At 47.7% G+C, this 17,100-nt stretch carries 13 protein-coding genes and 1 tRNA gene; 4 read left to right on the top strand and 10 right to left on the bottom strand.

Annotated elements, in window-relative coordinates; genetic code table 11:
• The first annotated feature begins 14 nt into the window (after nt 1-14).
• Both GV030_RS09600 and GV030_RS09595 read left to right on the top strand, forming a co-directional pair.
• Entirely contained in the window at nt 15-836 is an 822-nt protein-coding gene (locus GV030_RS09600) for an SDR family NAD(P)-dependent oxidoreductase (RefSeq protein WP_159582096.1), read from the top strand.
• A gap of 30 nt (nt 837-866) precedes the next feature.
• Nucleotides 867-1,688, top strand: coding sequence for an SDR family NAD(P)-dependent oxidoreductase (locus tag GV030_RS09595; protein ID WP_159582095.1), 822 nt, complete (start codon nt 867-869; stop codon nt 1,686-1,688).
• Nucleotides 1,689-1,955: 267 nt separating this feature from the next.
• Here the strand turns inward: GV030_RS09595 and GV030_RS09590 are convergent.
• Nucleotides 1,956-2,029 (bottom strand) — tRNA-Arg (locus tag GV030_RS09590).
• A 156-nt stretch (nt 2,030-2,185) separates the two neighbouring features.
• Between GV030_RS09590 and GV030_RS09585 the strand changes: the two genes are divergently transcribed.
• Complete coding sequence (locus GV030_RS09585) at nt 2,186-2,755, top strand: nitroreductase (protein ID WP_159582094.1); 570 nt, start codon at nt 2,186-2,188, stop codon at nt 2,753-2,755.
• Nucleotides 2,756-2,758: 3 nt separating this feature from the next.
• On the opposite strand, the gene GV030_RS09580 is transcribed toward GV030_RS09585, so the two are convergent.
• From GV030_RS09580 to GV030_RS09560, 5 genes are all read right to left on the bottom strand, one after another.
• On the bottom strand, nt 2,759-5,323 hold the full coding sequence (locus GV030_RS09580) for a TonB-dependent siderophore receptor (protein ID WP_159582092.1): 2,565 nt from the start codon (nt 5,321-5,323) through the stop codon (nt 2,759-2,761).
• A 9-nt stretch (nt 5,324-5,332) separates the two neighbouring features.
• Nucleotides 5,333-6,235 carry a FecR family protein gene (locus tag GV030_RS09575; protein ID WP_159582090.1) on the bottom strand — a complete coding sequence of 301 codons (903 nt, stop codon included), beginning with the start codon at nt 6,233-6,235 and terminating at the stop codon, nt 5,333-5,335.
• 53 nt (nt 6,236-6,288) lie between these two features.
• Complete coding sequence (locus GV030_RS09570; protein ID WP_159582088.1) at nt 6,289-6,816, bottom strand: RNA polymerase sigma factor; 528 nt, start codon at nt 6,814-6,816, stop codon at nt 6,289-6,291.
• Between the two features lie 189 nt (nt 6,817-7,005).
• Nucleotides 7,006-10,473: a YHYH protein gene (locus GV030_RS09565; protein ID WP_159582086.1), complete on the bottom strand. Its 3,468-nt coding sequence runs from the start codon at nt 10,471-10,473 to the stop codon at nt 7,006-7,008.
• A 30-nt stretch (nt 10,474-10,503) separates the two neighbouring features.
• Nucleotides 10,504-10,995, bottom strand: coding sequence for a hypothetical protein (locus GV030_RS09560; protein ID WP_159582085.1), 492 nt, complete (start codon nt 10,993-10,995; stop codon nt 10,504-10,506).
• Nucleotides 10,996-11,149: 154 nt separating this feature from the next.
• Here GV030_RS09560 and GV030_RS09555 point away from each other — a divergent pair, with 154 nt between their 5' ends.
• Nucleotides 11,150-11,686 (top strand): DUF6252 family protein, encoded by a 537-nt coding sequence (locus tag GV030_RS09555; RefSeq protein ID WP_159582083.1) that lies wholly within the window; start codon nt 11,150-11,152, stop codon nt 11,684-11,686.
• Between the two features lie 26 nt (nt 11,687-11,712).
• Here the strand turns inward: GV030_RS09555 and GV030_RS09550 are convergent, their stop codons facing one another.
• From GV030_RS09550 to thrA, 4 genes are all read right to left on the bottom strand, one after another.
• A complete protein-coding gene (locus tag GV030_RS09550; RefSeq protein WP_159582081.1) occupies nt 11,713-12,294 on the bottom strand; it encodes an O-methyltransferase in 582 nt (193 codons plus the stop codon).
• Between the two features lie 68 nt (nt 12,295-12,362).
• A complete protein-coding gene (gene thrC, locus GV030_RS09545) occupies nt 12,363-13,646 on the bottom strand; it encodes a threonine synthase (RefSeq protein WP_159582079.1) in 1,284 nt (427 codons plus the stop codon).
• A 16-nt stretch (nt 13,647-13,662) separates the two neighbouring features.
• Nucleotides 13,663-14,583 (bottom strand): homoserine kinase, encoded by a 921-nt coding sequence (locus tag GV030_RS09540; protein ID WP_159582077.1) that lies wholly within the window; start codon nt 14,581-14,583, stop codon nt 13,663-13,665.
• A gap of 35 nt (nt 14,584-14,618) precedes the next feature.
• Nucleotides 14,619-17,048: a bifunctional aspartate kinase/homoserine dehydrogenase I gene (gene thrA, locus GV030_RS09535; RefSeq protein WP_159582075.1), complete on the bottom strand. Its 2,430-nt coding sequence runs from the start codon at nt 17,046-17,048 to the stop codon at nt 14,619-14,621.
• Nucleotides 17,049-17,100 lie beyond the last annotated feature (52 nt).

Here is a 17,100-nt window from a genome sequence, read left to right as displayed (position 1 = left end):
GATCAAAAGTCGAAATGAAGACTATTTTTATAACCGGGGCTTCTCGTGGATTTGGAAGGCTCTGGACAGAGGCTCTCCTTGAGCGAGGAGACCGGGTCGTAGCGACCGCTAGAAACCTGACAGATCTTGAAGGATTAAAGGAACAATACAAGGATCGGTTCCTTCCCCTTCAACTTGATGTGACTGACCGTCATGCCAGCATTGATGCTGTGAACAAAGCTCTGAAGTACTTTGAGAGAATAGATGTTCTTATTAACAATGCTGGATACGGTCTATTTGGAACGGTAGAAGAAACGACAGAAGAACAAGCCCGTGCACAGATGGAAACCAATTTCTTCGGTTTACTATGGGTAACACAAGCGATTCTTCCAGTAATGCGATCACAGAAAAGTGGTCATATCATACAGGTTTCCAGCTTCCTTGGACTTACAACGTTACCAATGCTAGGCCTCTATAATGCATCCAAATTTGCTGTGGAAGGGCTCAGTGAGACACTCGCCACTGAGGTTGTGCATCAGAATATTAAAATCACGCTGATAGAACCAAATGGATATGCAACCGACTGGGCTGGGGCTTCTGCAGTACAAACCGAAAGTGGGATTACTGATTATCAGCCGGTTCGAGATGCTTTTGCAACAGCAGGAGAAGATGTCTCTTCATGGGGCAAGCCTGGGGCTACCATTTCACCTGTTCTTGACTTGATTGACAATCCCGAGCCACCACTTCGCCTATTGTTTGGTAAAGTAGCTTATGCAGCTGTAGAGCAATCACTAAACAGTAGGCTTCAACAAATTCACCATTGGAAAGATGTGAGCATTAAAGCTCATGGTCATTAAATGATATAACAATACATAGATACAATATAAATGAAAACGATTTTTATAACCGGAGCTTCCAGAGGATTTGGGAGGCTCTGGACTGAAGCACTCTTACAAAGAGGAGATCGCGTGATTGCCACTTCCAGAGATATTACAAGTTTCAATGAATTGAAAGCGCAGTATTCTGATGCATTTGTGCCATTATCGCTAGATATCACTGATAGAAATGCAGTATTCGAAACGGTAAAAGAAGCCCATGCACGTTGGGGAGTTTTGGATGTTGTCATCAATAATGCAGGCTATGGCGTGTTTGGAGCTACCGAAGAACTATCAGAGAAGGACGCTAAAGAAGTTGTTGATGTAAACCTTTTTGGAACATTATGGGTGACACAGGCTGTTTTGCCATTATTCAGAGCGCAAGGAAATGGTCACCTGATTCAATTATCTAGCGTTCTAGGCCTTTGGACCCTTCCAACCCTCGGATTATACAGTGCTACCAAGTTTGCAGTAGAAGGGCTAAGTGAGGCTCTAGCTCAAGAGGTAGAACGCTTTGGTTTACATGTGACTTTAGTAGAACCGAATGGTTATGCAACAAGTTTTGCAGGTGATTCCGCAGTATTGAGTCAGCCTATTTCTGACTATGACTCTGTAAGGTCGGCATTGACAGCCAATGAGGGCATGCAAGCGCCGGCAACTGGAATACCGGAAGCAACAGTTCCTGCTATCCTTCAACTAATTGATTCTGATAACCCTCCATTGAGATACTTTTTAGGGAAAGTTGGTCTGCAACGAACCAAGCAGGTTTATGCTGAAAGATTGATCGAGTGGGAGAAATTTAATCATGTTGCCATTGCTGCACACGGCAAATAAACATATTCTTAAACAAAAGAGGCTATCCCAAATACTTTTGGGATAGCCTCTTCTCCAATTGTTCACTCGGAAGGATTACTCATACGCACATCCATGCGCGCTACCCCTCGTGAATTCGCTGCGCTCATTTACTCATACGCACATCCATGCGCTTGGCCCCTCGTGAATTCGCTGCGCTCATTTCAAACGGTTCTCATCCTTCCCGAAAATACATTTGAAACAAAAAAAGCATCTCCATACGCTAATGAAGATGCTTTCACTATTTTGTGCACTCGGAAGGATTCGAACCCTCAACCCCCAGAGCCGAAATCTGGTATTCTATCCAGTTGAACTACGAGTGCATTTCCAATTTTGGATTGCAAATATAAAGGCTTATCCGCTTAAGAATGAAGCAAACATTTAATAAAGTCAATGCTACCGGACTACATTTAAATAAGATTGAGAAATTCATGGATAAATACGGCACTACTCTAGCCTGAGGCTTATAATTTTGCGACATGACGATTGAAGAAGTGCACCAGCTATTGCAAAACAGAAGGTCTGTATATCCGGATCAATATTTAGATAAGGTAATCCCGGATCAGATTATCCGAAACATCCTGGAAAACGCCAACTGGGCACCCACACATAAGCTCACAGAGCCCTGGCGATTTAAAGTCATGAAAGGTGCTACCCTCAAAAAATTTGGCACCTTCATGGCGGAAAAGTATAGGTCACTCCATGGCCTGGAGTCGTTCTCGGTGGCCAAATACGAAAAGTTAAAGATGAACCCTCAGAAAGCCGGGGCCCTGATCGCCATATGCATGCAGCGTGACCCCAGGAAAAGAGTGCCCGAGTGGGAAGAGGTTGCTTCTGTGGCCATGGCCGTGCAAAACATGTGGGTTACCTCCTGTGCCTATGGCATTGGTTGCTATTGGAGTACACCCGATCTGCTGGAGTATTTTTCAGAGTTTGAGCCGCTGGCAGAAGAAGAGCGCTGCATAGGCCTGTTTTACATGGGCTACGCCAACCCGCCAAGTGGCCGGATCAAAAGAAAACCAATAGAGGAAAAAGTTAAGTGGTTATAGGCACTACCACTCCACAGTGATCATCAGATTGGGCGCAAAGCCAATGGCATAACGATCGACCAGAAAGGCTGTTGGCCTACCTGCCCGAACGGCTTTGTCCGTGAGGTTTTGCTGGTTGTACACATTGATCAGTGAGATGCCGAAGGTAGAGCTCCATTTTCGATCTTCAGTTTTAGGTAGTTGATAGGAGGCAGAGAGGTTCAGGGTGTGCACTGCCGGGTACCTGTCTGCCAGGTCGGTATAGCTATCAATTGGTCGTGGCGCATCTGGGGGTAGTTGGTTAACAAACCTGTAGTAGCTGGTTTCAGCCTCACTCACGCGGAACGACCTGGCATACTGGCCGGAGGCGTAGTTCCAGCCGAGTGAAAATTTCCATCCTCCATGCTGCAAAGAACCCCCAACATAAAATACATGTGGTTGACTAAATTGGGACTCAAAACGGGTGTCGCTTATCGTATCCACCATGATTTTGGATTCGGCCCATGAGTACCCTACCCAAGCAGAAGCATTGCTGCTGAGTTGCTTCTTGATCAACAGGTCTGCACCATACATCAGATGCGAAGCAAAGTAAAACTCCCCGCGCGATGAAAACCTCCCGGCGCTGTAGTAGGAGATGTTATCTGCTGTCTTGTAGTACCCTTCCAAGTCAATAATCCATGATTTCAGGTTGAGTATGGCCCCGGTCATAGATTGAAAACCATTGATTATTCGCGTATCCTTATTATCGGCGAGTAACCAAAGCTCATTGTCAAACCCACCACCACTGAACTCCAGAACCTTTACCTGGCTCAGGTACTGGTAGTACCATCCTGCAGAACCTTTCACCGTGAGTTGCTTGTTGGCAAAGTAGTTGATGAAAATACGTGGGGCCACTTTGAGGTCATTCAGCTTGCTATAGTAGTTGGCCCGGGCACCTATCTGGACGTACAGTTTTTTGGATGAGTTCCATTCGAAATTCACAAAAGGGGAGGCCGTATGGGCATATTGGTCAGCGCCGCGGGTTTGCACGATGGTATCTCGTACAGGAATGTCCTGATAATCGTAATAGGCGTTCTGATACTTATAGTCCACCCCAAATTGCAGTCGGTTTCCTTGTTCCATATCCAGAGAAAATTCCTCCCGAATACGGAAGTCAGTAAGCTCGTTGGTCGAGTAGATTTCCAGCAATCTCAGATTTGCTGATTTTGGTGGAGTGATCAGGTTTCTGAAGGCAAACCGATAGTCGGAAGAGGTGGCCGAGAACCTGGATACCAACCTGGAGTTAATCACCGATTTCCACTTTAGGTTAAGTCCCAGATTTTCAATCCGATTGGATTCATCCGAATTTTTTTGAGAAACCTTATAGGCCACGTCAGATCGCGAATAGACGGAAGTGAGTGTCAGTAGATTATTGTCATTCACCTGGTGAGTGATTTTTCCTACATAATCTTCAAAGAGCACATCGATATCCTCCTGCAGGTTTCCAGCAGAGTCAAGGAGCGCGGAGCCAGCGAAGACCATTTGAGAGATGGACCTGAGTTTTGGGGAACTGAAAGAATAAGGATAAGATCTTCTGGCACCTACCGAGAAGCCTGTTTTTTTATTTTTGGAAGGCAGTTTGGCATAGCCCATTCCGTAGAGGGTATTGGATCCTAAGCCGGCATTCAGGTTTTTCTGTGGCTCATCTGTGGAGTTGATCTCCAGGGCACCACCTACACGGCCGCCCATTTTAGGGTGAAAGCCATTTCGGTATACCTTCACATCATCCACCATTTTGGGGTTGTAGGGCGAAATAGTCCCATAGTAGTGTCCACGGTGATAGATGGGGATGTCATTGAAAAGGATCAATGATTGGTCTGTAGAACTCCCCCTGATGAAAAGGTTACCCGGCCGGTTGTCTGGTGTGGTAATGCCCGGGAGGGCTGCCAGAGAGGCAAAAATATCACCGTCAGTTTCGCCCGGAAGCAGGGGAAGGTCTGACACTTTGATAGAAATGCTCTGGTTGGACGGGTTCATGTTAATCCCTTTGGTTAGGTAATCCTCTATGATCACCCCACGCAATTCAATGATCTGGGGATGGAGGCTAAGTGCTACTGATTTCTTGTTTATCAGTTGCTCAAAGGAGATGGGTTTGCGGTTGTAGCCCAGGGCATATATTTCTACCTGATCTGTAGGGTTGGGTTTATAGAGAAAATCAAGTTGGTTTGCAGACACTGTGCTGGCTATGGGCTGCCCATTGACCAGGACGGTAGCCTGGGATGGAGCGATCGTTTTTCCATCCACCGAGTCAGAAATGCTGATGGAGTACAAACGCTCCGTGAGTGCGATGGTGTAATATGCGTCTTGTACCTGACTTACCTTGAGGGGGTACTGATTTTCAATGAACCTGATGAAGTTGGCAGGGCTCAGCGTGTCCAGGCCCTTGGGCATAGCTATTTGCTCCAGCAACTCGGGATCGTAAGAGAATTTTATCTCATTTCGCTCTTGATAACTGTTAAGAGCAGTGGTCAGCGACATGTGATCAGTGGACTGTCCGACCACCCACATGGTGGAGAGGAGTCCCAGTGATACCAAAAGCGTTTTGATCATACCCTTGTGTTATTCACTAAGTGTGAGTTTACTTTCTTTCATTTCGTAGGAAATGCCCAGAGGGTCAAAAACGATTTTCAAAGCGAGGGTGAGGTTTTTATTAGGAATAGATCCCGTAAACCTACGCTCCAGCTTCACATTGTTTTTGATGATTTGTATGTCATACTCGTTTTCCAGGGTTTTCAGCACCATGGCCAGAGGCACATTGTCAAATTTGGTTTCCTCCTGAAGCCAGGAAGGTTGGGTATCCGTGACGTTGAGTTTTTCTTCCCATTGGTCATGGTGATACAGATAGCCTTCACCTGCAGATACTATTCGCGATCCCTGATTTTTATCGGTGGCCCTTACTTTCCCCTCAAAACAGATCACCTGGAAAGATTCGTCGAACTCTGACACTTCAAAGGACGTACCCAGCACAGTTACTTCGCCAGTTTGAAAAGCCACTGAAAAGGGAGTGCCCTTTTCCACCTGAAAAAAGCCCTTGCCATCTATTTGCAGTCGTCTTTCTGATGAATTCCAGTCGTCTTCCGTCCAGGATACTTTAGAATTGGCCGCCAGTGTCACGATAGACAGTCCATCTGGCAGGGTGATTTGCTTGGTTTCACCAGCTTTGGTAAAATGGACAGTGCGATCGGATCGGAGCATCCATATACTGAAAAGCGCTACCAACACGACCGAAGCTGCTACAGACAGAGACATCCGCCTGGTCATGGTCATCACCTTGCCTTTTTTGGTGACCACCGCAGGATCGAAAATCACGGACTCGTTGTCCGGAGTCCACTGATCCACCTCCTGAATGATCTGCTTATATTTTAGCAGATTGTCTGCGCCTATCTCCTGCATCAGTTGCTCCTCGGGGAGCTCACCGTTCAGCCATTTGATGATTTGATCATTATGTTCATTGTCAGCCATTTGGACCTAGATTATGTCTAATAGTGAAACGGGTACCTCTCCATAAACCCTACCTACAATTTTGAATTGGTTAGCTCATCCAGTTTGCCCTTAAGATTTTGAAGAGAGCTGGCGATGTGTTTTTCTACTGTTTTCAGCGAAATATCAAGTGTTTCGGCTATTTCTTTATTCTTCATTTTGTCTATTCTGCTGAGCAGGAAAACCGCCCGTTGCTTGTCGGGTAGCTCTGATACAGCCAGTTCCAGCCGCTCTTTGAATTCATCGTGCTGATAGATGTATTCTGGGTTTGTCTCCATTTGTTTTTCTGTGGTACCCTGCCGATACTGAAATTTCAGAACCACTTTCTGATGATCCACATCGTCCAGAAAGAGCCGGTTGGCAATGGTGAATAAATAGCTTTTGGCTTTTTCAAAAGGAACTTTGCTACAATTATCCCAAAGCCTGATGAATGCGTCCTGGGCAAAATCTTTTGCCTTTTCCAGGTCACCGAACTTGTAAAACAGGAAATTTCTCAGTGACGTAGAGTGGTCACTATGCACCTGATGAAAGGTTTGCTCCTCACAGACCGATTGGTGATTCATGAAATAGGTAGAGTGGTTGGCTACCAAAGGTAAAAATTTTGGTCAGTAAACCGGAAAAAAATAATCCATTGAACGGGCAGAAGCTGCTGGCTGAAAGTGATCTTATTGAATAATGGTTCAGAGATGGAGATAAAGACGCACCGGGCAGCCACAATACCCGATGACGTCTTATCACCGCAACATTTGTCTTTAGTCTCTGACCACCCGGGTCCAGGATTCACCCTCCCCGGAGATCATATGTATCAGGTAAATCCCTGTTTTCCAATTGGATACATCCAGGGTGAGCGTTTGATGAATGTCTGTTTTTCTGACCATCAGCTCACCCGAAAGGTTGATAACTTCCACCAGCTGAATCTCATTTGTTGGATTCGAAATGAACAGCCTTTCGGTCACCGGATTGGGATAGATTCCTATGGATTCCTGAGGTGGTTTGGATTGCAATACCGTAACGCTTACTTCTATACAAGATGAAGTAACTGAGCACCCATCCATGCTGGTGGTGACCGCATAGCTTCCGCTTCGGTCGGGAACGAACTCTCGGGACACAGCGCCATCGATGATGCTGTTATCCGCACAATTCACCCATTGGTAGGTAAGCCCAGTCAGGGTGCTTGCACTCAGCGTAGAATTATCCAGGCTGATTTCAGCGGGCAGGTCGATCACGGTAATGGTGACCTCAGCACTCGCGGAGCAGCCATTGTTGTCAGTACCTGTCACTGTGTAAACACCACTTGCTTCAGGGGTGAAGGGTACACCATCTTCCACTTCGTCACTCCAGGTATAACTAGCGGCGCCAGATCCTGTGAGGGTCAGGCTTTCAGCTTTACAGAGGGTGGTGGCAGAAGCATTGGCCAAGACGGCTGGGGGCTGGTTGACGGTGATGGTGATCTGAGTAGTGCCTGTGCAGCCGTTATCGTTAGTTCCCGCCACCGTGTAAGTGGTTGTTTGAGTAGGGGCAAAGGGCACTCCATCAGTGATGCCATTGTCCCATTCATAGGTGGCTCCTCCAGAGCCATTGAGTGTTACCTCTTCGCCTGCACAAATCTCCATTGAGCTGGCTGTGGCACTGATTTGCGGTGCTTCATTCACGGTGATTGTGATTTCATCTGTGCTGGAGCAGCCATTTGCATCCGTTCCGATCACCGTGAAGGTGGTAGTGGACTCGATGGTAAAAGCCTCCCCATTGATTACATTTTGATCCCAGGCATAAGTGCTGGCGCCAGTTCCGGTGAGGATGACTTCCTCTCCACTGCAAACGGTAGTGGATGAAGCGTTGGCGACTGTAGTGGGTGGCGTATTCACCACTACGGTGATTTCATCCGTGGCTGTACATCCGTTTTCTCCTGTGCCGGTTAAGGTATAGGTTTTTGTTTCTGTGGGTGAAAAGGGAACTCCGTCAGTGACCTCATCACTCCAGCTGTATGAAAGTGCTCCCGAACCGGAAAGGGTTACTGATTCGCCCAGACAAATACTTTCTGAAGAGGCACTAGCCTCTACACTCGCGCTTTGCACGGTGATGGTGATTTCGGAAGATGCGCTACACCCTCCCGAATCTGTCCCGATGACGGTATACGTGGTGGTCTGCGCTGGGGTAAAGGCCACTCCATTTTCTACACCCTGATCCCAGGCATAAGTAAGCGCCCCCGAGCCGGAAAGTGTTACCGATTCTCCAGCGCATATAGTGGTGGCTGAAGCCGATGCAGTCACCTCCGGCAGCTCCATGACCGTGATGGTTATTTGATCAGATGATGAACAGCCCTCTGCTGAAGTACCAGTGACCGTGTAGGTGGTGGTTGCTTCGGGGGTGAAGGATTCACCATCAAGTATCCCTTGATCCCAAACGTAGGTAGCCGCCCCGGTGCCACTGAGTGTTACGGATTCTCCGGCACAGATAGCCGTATTGTCTGCAGTGGCCTGCACTTCCGGCAGGGAATTGACGGTAATGCTAATGGATGAAGCTGCGCTTTCACAGTTGTCCAGGGTCTCGGTAACATAGTAGATGGTGGTGCCTACTGCGTCTGATGGGGTGTATGATGCTCCGGTGGTCAGTGGTGAAGCCAGGTTGGCATCTGCGTACCAGGTGAGGGTACCATTTCCCCCCGTGGCGGTCATTGCGCTGGGGGTATCACCAAAGCAGTAGCTGGCATCTCCTGAAGTAGCAGGAGCATCAGGTGCGCCTGATTCGCCCACCGTACCCGAGGCAGTGATTTCACAACCAGAGGAAGTTTCCTGTATGAGGATCGAATAACTATCCGCGGCCAGATTTTCAAAGAGACCGGAACTCTGAAAGGTTGAGCCATTATCGATGCTGAAGAGGTAATCAGTTCCTGCTCCCCCTGAAGCTGTGAATGTTAAAGTGCCGTCAGTACCGCCACCACAAGTGGCATCAGTAGCAGACACAGAATAAGTGATCTCAGCGGGCTCGGTGATGGTTATTTCCAATTCATCTGTGCAGTCATCGCCAGAGACTGTCACAGTATAGGTGCCAGCAGCCAGTCCGGTTTTAGTCTCGGAGGTGCCACCACCCGTCCATTCGTAGGTGGGATTATCCCCAAAGCCGGTGACAGATACCGTCACTGATCCGTCAGATTCTCCAAAGCAGGAGGCATTGTCCTTTGAGGCAATCGAAATGCTGGTTTCGCAGGTAGAGGAATAGGTACAACTGCCATCGTCTACATTGGCATTGGCATTATAATTCATTGAAAATGGATCCATGCAGCCAGCTACTGCCACAGCACAGTCGGTGGCGGCGGAAGATTCAGGACACGAGGGGCCTGGTCCCACCCGGAAGGTGTTATCTACAGATGTTCCTTTGAAGCATCTGGGGATGTAGGGATAGGAGTCTGTGAGCACGTAGTAATACGTGCCATAGGGATATTCCGGAGTGACCCCATACCGGCCGTTGCACTCGTCGAGGACGGTGTTGGCAAAGAAATATTCATAATCTTCATAATAGAGGCCTGTGTAGTCTCCATCTGGAGCCGATACACCATCTCCCGGGCGCGTGCCAGTTTTTAGTGTAAACCCGGAAGCAGCCTCCATGATGGCACTGGTATTGTCCTCAGGATCTGAATAAATGTATTTGTAATACATAGGAAAACCGTCTGCCGAGTAGCCCACGATCGGAGAGTGTGCCGAGCCATTAATGCTCAGGTCATCAGCGAAATAATCTGCTGGTACGTCGTGGTAGTGGTATTCTCCAAAAGGGTTGAGGTGGCCGCCATTATTGCCAAAATTGGCGCTAAAAATGTAGCGGGCTTCTACGTGCCAGTCGATGTTATTTTCGCCAGTGGAAGTGTTTTCAAAATACTCAGCAGAGCTGGGGTCATATTTTACCCCATTCACCCCCACACCGAAGGTGTAGGTGAAAGTACAACCTTTGGTGGTTTCGGTTTCCTCATACAGCGGTGTGAGCTCGCTGGCCTCTTCGGGGTACGCACACATGGCATACTCCGTATCACTGGTGAGGAGATCAAAGGGCGAATTGTAACTGTCTGTGTGGTCAGGATAGTTGTTGGTATGGAAATATCGGACATTGTCCACAATTTCGTAGCATACGGCATTGGCATCTTCCACCGCATAGATGTCCTCCGGCACACAGGTCTGTCCGTAGGTGAAGAGTGGCATACAGGCTATTAACAGGATCAACTTTTTCATAAGTCAGGGGTTGCGGGTTAGAAAGCTGGTTTATGGCTGAATGAAGTTGGCTTCAATGGTCTTCTTTGAGGCCTTTAGGTCAAATGATTTGCTGATGTTATCGATGGCGAACTGGGCGCGAACAAAGGCATGTTCGTTGTATCGGAGTAGAAAATCACTGGTGACACTTACCGAAGTGATGGGTTCATCCGCTTTGATCATTCGGTAGGAATAGACCACTGCGTTTTTCTCCAGGGTCACAGACACCTTCTCATAAGTGACCGGCTGACAATTGACGGTGATCTGGATGTGCTCTTGGAGGTACTCATCTCCACAGATAGAAATCATCTGATCGGGCGTGCAGTCTGCTTCCTGCATCAGGGCCAGGCTGAGCATGCGCTTGTCGATGATGCTTTTGACGTAGAGTTCGTTCTTGAAATTCTCAAAGATCAACTGACCTGCCATCTCGCTGTGTGCCAGAGAGGGGATCTGGAGGATAAGAAGAAGGCCCACCAGGCCTGCAGCTTTTTTTACACTCATCATAGGTTGGATTTCCGATTAGTTGAGTGTAAAACGGGAGGCCTTCAAAAAACCCTACTTTGGAGGTGAAGTTTACCACCTACCACTGCCAAACTTCACACAACCATTGGCTTCCAATTGGGGTCTTTATCTATCTTTGAATGCCAGACCATTATCTATGAGAGTATTGATTGTGTGTGTCCTGTTTATTTCCCTCGGCCTGTGCATCTCCTGCGACCTGGGCCTGGGTATTCACGAACCTACGGAACTGGAAAAACTCCCGCCTCTGACTACTACAGGGGAGAATACCTTCGGATGCCTGGTAAATGGGGAGGCGTTTGTTGTGACGAATACGTCACGAATGTCAGCAATATATCAGGGTATAAATCAGAGAGCACTTTCTCTGTCAGGGGAAATTGATAACTCAGAAGTTGATGAAAATGTATCCATGTTTATTGGCAATACAATCAAGGAGGGTGAAAAATACCAATTAGACAATGCTACAACACATAAGGGGAAGTATGATAATCAAATAGGAAATTGTATATATGAAACTTCTAGTATATTTCAAGGATACATATATATATATATATCAAAATTAGACTCACTAGATTATTTACTGGCTGGTACATTTGAATTTGATGCCTATTCCAAAGATTGCCAGGATACAGTTCGGATAACCGATGGACGCTTCGATATGCAGTACATTCCTTAATCCTGAGCCTCTGAACACAATGCTCATCAGTACCTTTTGGTACAAATAATGACGCCTGTTGACCAGTTCATCTTTGTGATAGTAAAGTCCTCTCTTGATTCGAGATAGGCGGTCAGTTTTTCTGCTTTGGCGGCATGTCCCTCCGGCCAGTTGGGCTGAGGATTCATGTCGTCTATAACATAGATACCACCTACTTTTAAGAGGCTGAGCGTTTCGTTGAGTTCGCTATATTTACCCGGCCATGCATCTGCGAAGATTAGGTCAAAAGCCCCATCTTGATAACTTTTTATCCAATCGGCTCCATCAGTACAGACTAGGCTCACCCTGGGCTCATTGGCGAAAAATTCCCTGGCTATTTTAATAAGTTGAGGATCATTGTCAATACTGATCAACTCCGAATGCTCATCCAGTCCCTCCACCATCCAGGCGAGTGATAGACTCATGCCTGTGCCCAGTTCAAGCACCCGGGCATTTGGCTTGGAGGCAATCAGGGATTTCAGCAGTGTTCCTATGTATATATCAGAGGGCATGGTGAAGCCAATTTCGCTGCACCTGGCTTCCAGTTTTGGGTATACTCTGGGGATGTCGAGGATATTGGATTGGTTCATTTTGATTAGGGTTCACTATTGGCCGATCTACAGGCCTGTTTGAAATAAAGAATCTGGAAAGTATCAGATTACTCCATTAAAAATGCCTTAAAAGCCTCGTAATCATTGTTGATCAGGATTGCCTCTTTCTCTTTTTTCATGAGTTCAGATACGAAATCGGGCAGTTGTATTTCTTTCCCCAGTGCCTGCTCTACCGTGCTGAGAAACTTGCTATAGTGGGCGGTTTCCAGGAAGAGGCCTGTTTCCTTCTTTTGTAGACCAGCTTTCAGGGCTGCATACCCAATGGCCCCATGCGGGTCCAGGATGTAGTTGTTTTCCTGATCGCATTCTTTCATGACCTTCAGGGTTTGCTCATCGCTGAGGGTGAAGCCAGAGATGTGTTTGATGATGTCTTTGAAACTCTTTTCGTGCAGTTCCAGCATCCTGGGGTGATTGCTTGGATCACTCACATCCATGGCATTGGATAGGGTAGGTACTGTAGGCCGGGGCGAATATTGTTCGTCGATGAGGTACCTGGGCACCACGTCGTTGGCATTGCTGGCAGCAATAAATCTATGAATGGGCAGACCCATTTTTTTGGCGAGCATACCGGCCGTGATGTTGCCATAATTTCCCGAAGGCACGGACACCACCAGCTTATCTTTTTGGAGCTGCTTGTATGCCTCGAAGTAGTAGAGCGACTGAGGTAGCCATCGGGCGATGTTGATGGAGTTGGCTGAGCTCAGGTTGAGCTTTGCATTAATGTCAGTGTCGTGAAAAGCCTTTTTCACCATGGCCTGGCAGTCATCAAAGTTGCCTTTTACTTCGATGGCTTTGATGTTTTTGCCCAGTGTAGTGAGTTGCTTTTCCTGTAAGTCACTCACCTTCCCGCTAGGGTACAAGATGACCACATTGACACCAGGTACTTCATAGAAGCCGGAGGCTACCGCTCCGCCGGTATCACCAGAGGTGGCCACCAGTATGGTGACTTCCTTATTTTCTGTTTCGTTGAAATAGCCCAGGCATCTGGCCAGAAACCGGGCACCTACATCTTTGAAGGCGTAGGTGGGGCCATGAAATAGCTCCAGGGCATGGATGTTTTTTTCTACTTCTACCACGGGGATCTCAAAGTTGAGCGCCCCCTCCAGGATTTCCTGCAGTTTGGTCTCAGGGATATCATCCTTGCAGAATTGCCTCAATACTTCAAACCCTATCTGAGGAAGGGAGTAGTAGCTGAGGGTTTCCAAAAACAGGAAATCGAGTTCTGGTATTTCCTCAGGATAGTACAGCCCTTTGTCTGAGGGCAGGCTCTTGATGACTGCTTCTTTAAACGATACCGGACTGGACTGGCCATTGGTGGAGTAAAATTTCATCTTGAATTCGGTTCTTTTAAAGGATCTGACACCCGTTTGGATTGATTTTGGTCAAATGCAGCATGACCGGGAGATTCACCTTTTGGTACATTTTTTCAATTTTAACCATACAGGCCTTGGCAGCTTCCGAACTCTTGAAAAAGGCAAACATGCTGGGCCCTGATCCGGAAATATTGAAACCCACAGCTCCAAAGTCGAGGGTCGTTTGCTTGACTTTGCCGTATTCTGGGATCAGCTGTTTTCTGACAGGCTCAGCGATCCGGTCCCTTACCGCATGGGAAAGTAGCGAATAATCCTCACTATGCATGGCGTGGATCAGTGCGCCCACGTTGCCCCACTGCTCACGGGCATCCTTCACGGAGAGTTCTTTGGGAATTAATCCTTTGGCTTCTGAGGTTTTGATTTCCACATCCGGAAAGATGATGAGCACCCGCAATGCGGCCGGAGTGGGAATGCGGAACAGCTCCAGAGGCTCGTAGCTCCGCACCACCTGAAAGCCCCCGAGCAGGGAGGGGGCTACGTTATCGGCGTGATAACTTTTGGAAGCCAGTGCTTCACCCTCCAACGCAAAATCAAGGAGTTTCTCGAGTTTCAGCGGGTTGCCCAGGAGGTGGTTGGCCGCAAACACCGCACCTGAGGCGCTGGAGGCGCTGCTTCCCAGGCCGCTTCCCGGTTTGAATATTTTCTTAATGTGCACGTCCATGCCCTGATCACTTTCCAGATAGTCCAGCAGTGACTGGATGGCCACGGTGGCCACATTGTTTTTAGGATCGGTCGGAAGGTCGGCACCTTCTGCCTTCAGTACCTTCAGCTTATGATCATTTCGTTTGGTAAGTGTAATCACATCTCCCAGCTGCTCTATGGCAAAGCCAAAAGTGTCATAACCCGGTCCTACGTTGGCCACTGAGGCCGGTGCAAATACTTGAATGCTTTCCAAGTTTCTAAAGTCAAGAGTTCGAGAAAAATTGTTTACTAGTCGGTCTGGGCAAGCCTCAGTACATCGGCAAAAATCCCCGAGGCGGTCACTTCAGCACCGGCACCGGCACCTTTGATCACCATAGGCTGCTCTTTGTAGCGGTTGGTATAGAACAGCACAATGTTGTCCTTGCCTTCCAGGTTGTAAAAAGGATGGGCCGAATCCACAGCCTCCAGCCCCACAGAGCCATGTCCGTTTTTGTATTTGGCGACTACCTTCAGGCGTTTTCCTTCCTTGTTGGCAGCCTCATAAAGGTTTTTGAAGTGGGCTTCTTCTTTTTCCACTTTGGTGTAGAAGTCTTCTACCGAATTGCTCTCCAGACAGCTTTCAGGAAGGAAAGAATTTAATTGAATGTCTTCATAGTCGCATTTGTAGCCACTTTCTCTGATCAGAATCACTATTTTTCGTTTGACATCCGATCCGAAAAGATCCAGTCGAGGGTCAGGCTCGGTGTATCCCAGTTGTTTGGCTTTTTTGATCACGTCTACAAACTTGGTTTTGCCGTTGTATTCATTGAACAAAAAGACCAGGGTACCGGAAAGCACTGCTTCAATCTGGTGGATCTGATCGCCACTTCTTACCAGATCACTCAGCGTAGAGAGCACCGGCAAGCCAGCGCATACGTTGGTCTCAAAAAGGAATCTGCTTCCGTAGCGTCTACTCATCCCTTTCAGGTTGAGGTAGTCTGCATAGGATCCTGTTGCGGCTATTTTGTTAGGTGTAACCACCGAAATACTCTTTTTCAGTATTTGCGGATAGAGTCCGGCTACATCTTCAGAGGCTGTAATGTCTATGAAAATACTGTTGCGTAGGTTGGCGTTGTACATTTTCTCCAAAAACTGCTCGCTGGAGTATTTTTCTCCTGCCTGCAGGATGGATTCCCATTTCGAAAGGGGGATTCCATCATTCTCAAAGTGCATGAGTCGGGAGTTGCCCAGACCAATGATTTTGATGTTCAGCTGATGGTGTTTCTTGAGGTAAGTAAATTGCTGAACCAACTGCTGGATGAAGGCCTTTCCGACATTGCCTGTACCGATGATGAAGAGGTTGATCCTCTTGGTGACAGAAAGGAAGAAGCTCTCATGAAGTACGTTCAGTGCTTTGTTTAGGTCATCTTTGGCAATCACAGCGGAGATATTACGCTCAGAGGATCCCTGAGCGATGGCTTTGATGCTCACGCCATTTTTACCCAGTACGTTAAACATCTGGCCACTAACCCCCACCTGATTTTTCATATTGGAGCCCACCAGCGCGATGATCGAAAGGTTGTTTTCAGCCTGGATCGGGTCGATCTTGTGATTTTCAATTTGCTCTTCAAACTCTGCATTGAGGGCTTTCACGGCGGCCTTTGAATCTTTCGTGTCGATCCCCACGGTGATCGAATGCTCAGAACTGGACTGAGTGATCAGGATCACATTGATGTGTGCTTCCGACAGGGCCCTGAAGAAGCGGTAGGAGAACTTCGGGACGCCCACCATGCTGTTGCCACTGAGGGTGACCAGCGAGATGTCTTTGATGCTGGAAATCCCTCTGATCAATTCTTTGTCCTGATCCCATTCTTTGGTGATCAGCGTACCCGGATGCTCCGGGTTGAAAGTATTTTTGATGGTGATGGAGATGCCTTTTTCCAGCGCTGGCTGGATGCTGGGCGGATAGATCACTTTAGCGCCAAAGTGTGAAAGCTCGAGCGCTTCCTCATAGGAAACGTGCTCAATGAAATGTGCACGCTTGACCATGCGCGGGTCGGCGGTCATGAGTCCGTCCACATCGGTCCACACTTCAAAATGATCCGCATCGAGCACTCCGGCCAGAATGGCGGCAGAGTAGTCTGAGCCTCCCCGTCCAAGGGTGGTGGTTTGGTTGTCAGCTGTAGAGGCAATGAATCCCGGAAACAGGTTTACTTTGCTGAAGGTCTTGCTGACTTCTTTGAGTCTTTTAGTGGTTTCTTTGAAATCTACGTGGGCATGACCAAAATGATCATCGGTGATGATGTAGTCACGGCTGTCATAGAGGGTCACGTCGATTCCCTCGTTTCTGAAAAACTCAGAAATGATCAAAGTAGAAAGTCGCTCACCAGTGCTGTAGATGTAGTCTGCACTTCTGGGGGTGAGTTCGCGAAGGAGCCACACGCCCTTGCAGATGTCTTCAAACTCTTCGATGATTTTGTAGAATTGCTCATCGGGTTTGTTTTCTATGAGGTTATAATAGAGCTGCTCATGTTGCACTTTCACTCCTTCTATGAATGAAGCGTAATCTTTGCGGCCGGAAGCGGCCAGCTCTCCGATGTGTACCAGCTGATCGGTGACTCCACCCACAGCCGATGTGACCAACACCAACTGATCTATAGATGAATGAACAATTCTGGCTACTTGTCTGATTGCTTCCTCACTACCTACCGAGGTACCTCCAAATTTTAGTACTTTCATATTTGACGCTTAGCTTCGGCTTATGGCCTCCGCGTTTACAGGTTTTAAAAAA

It is taken from the genome of Marinoscillum sp. 108, assembly GCF_902506655.1.
Taxonomy (GTDB): domain Bacteria; phylum Bacteroidota; class Bacteroidia; order Cytophagales; family Cyclobacteriaceae; genus Marinoscillum; species Marinoscillum luteum.
The sequence above is the reverse complement of the archived record's forward strand: the minus strand, read 5'-3'. Positions and strand labels throughout refer to the sequence as shown.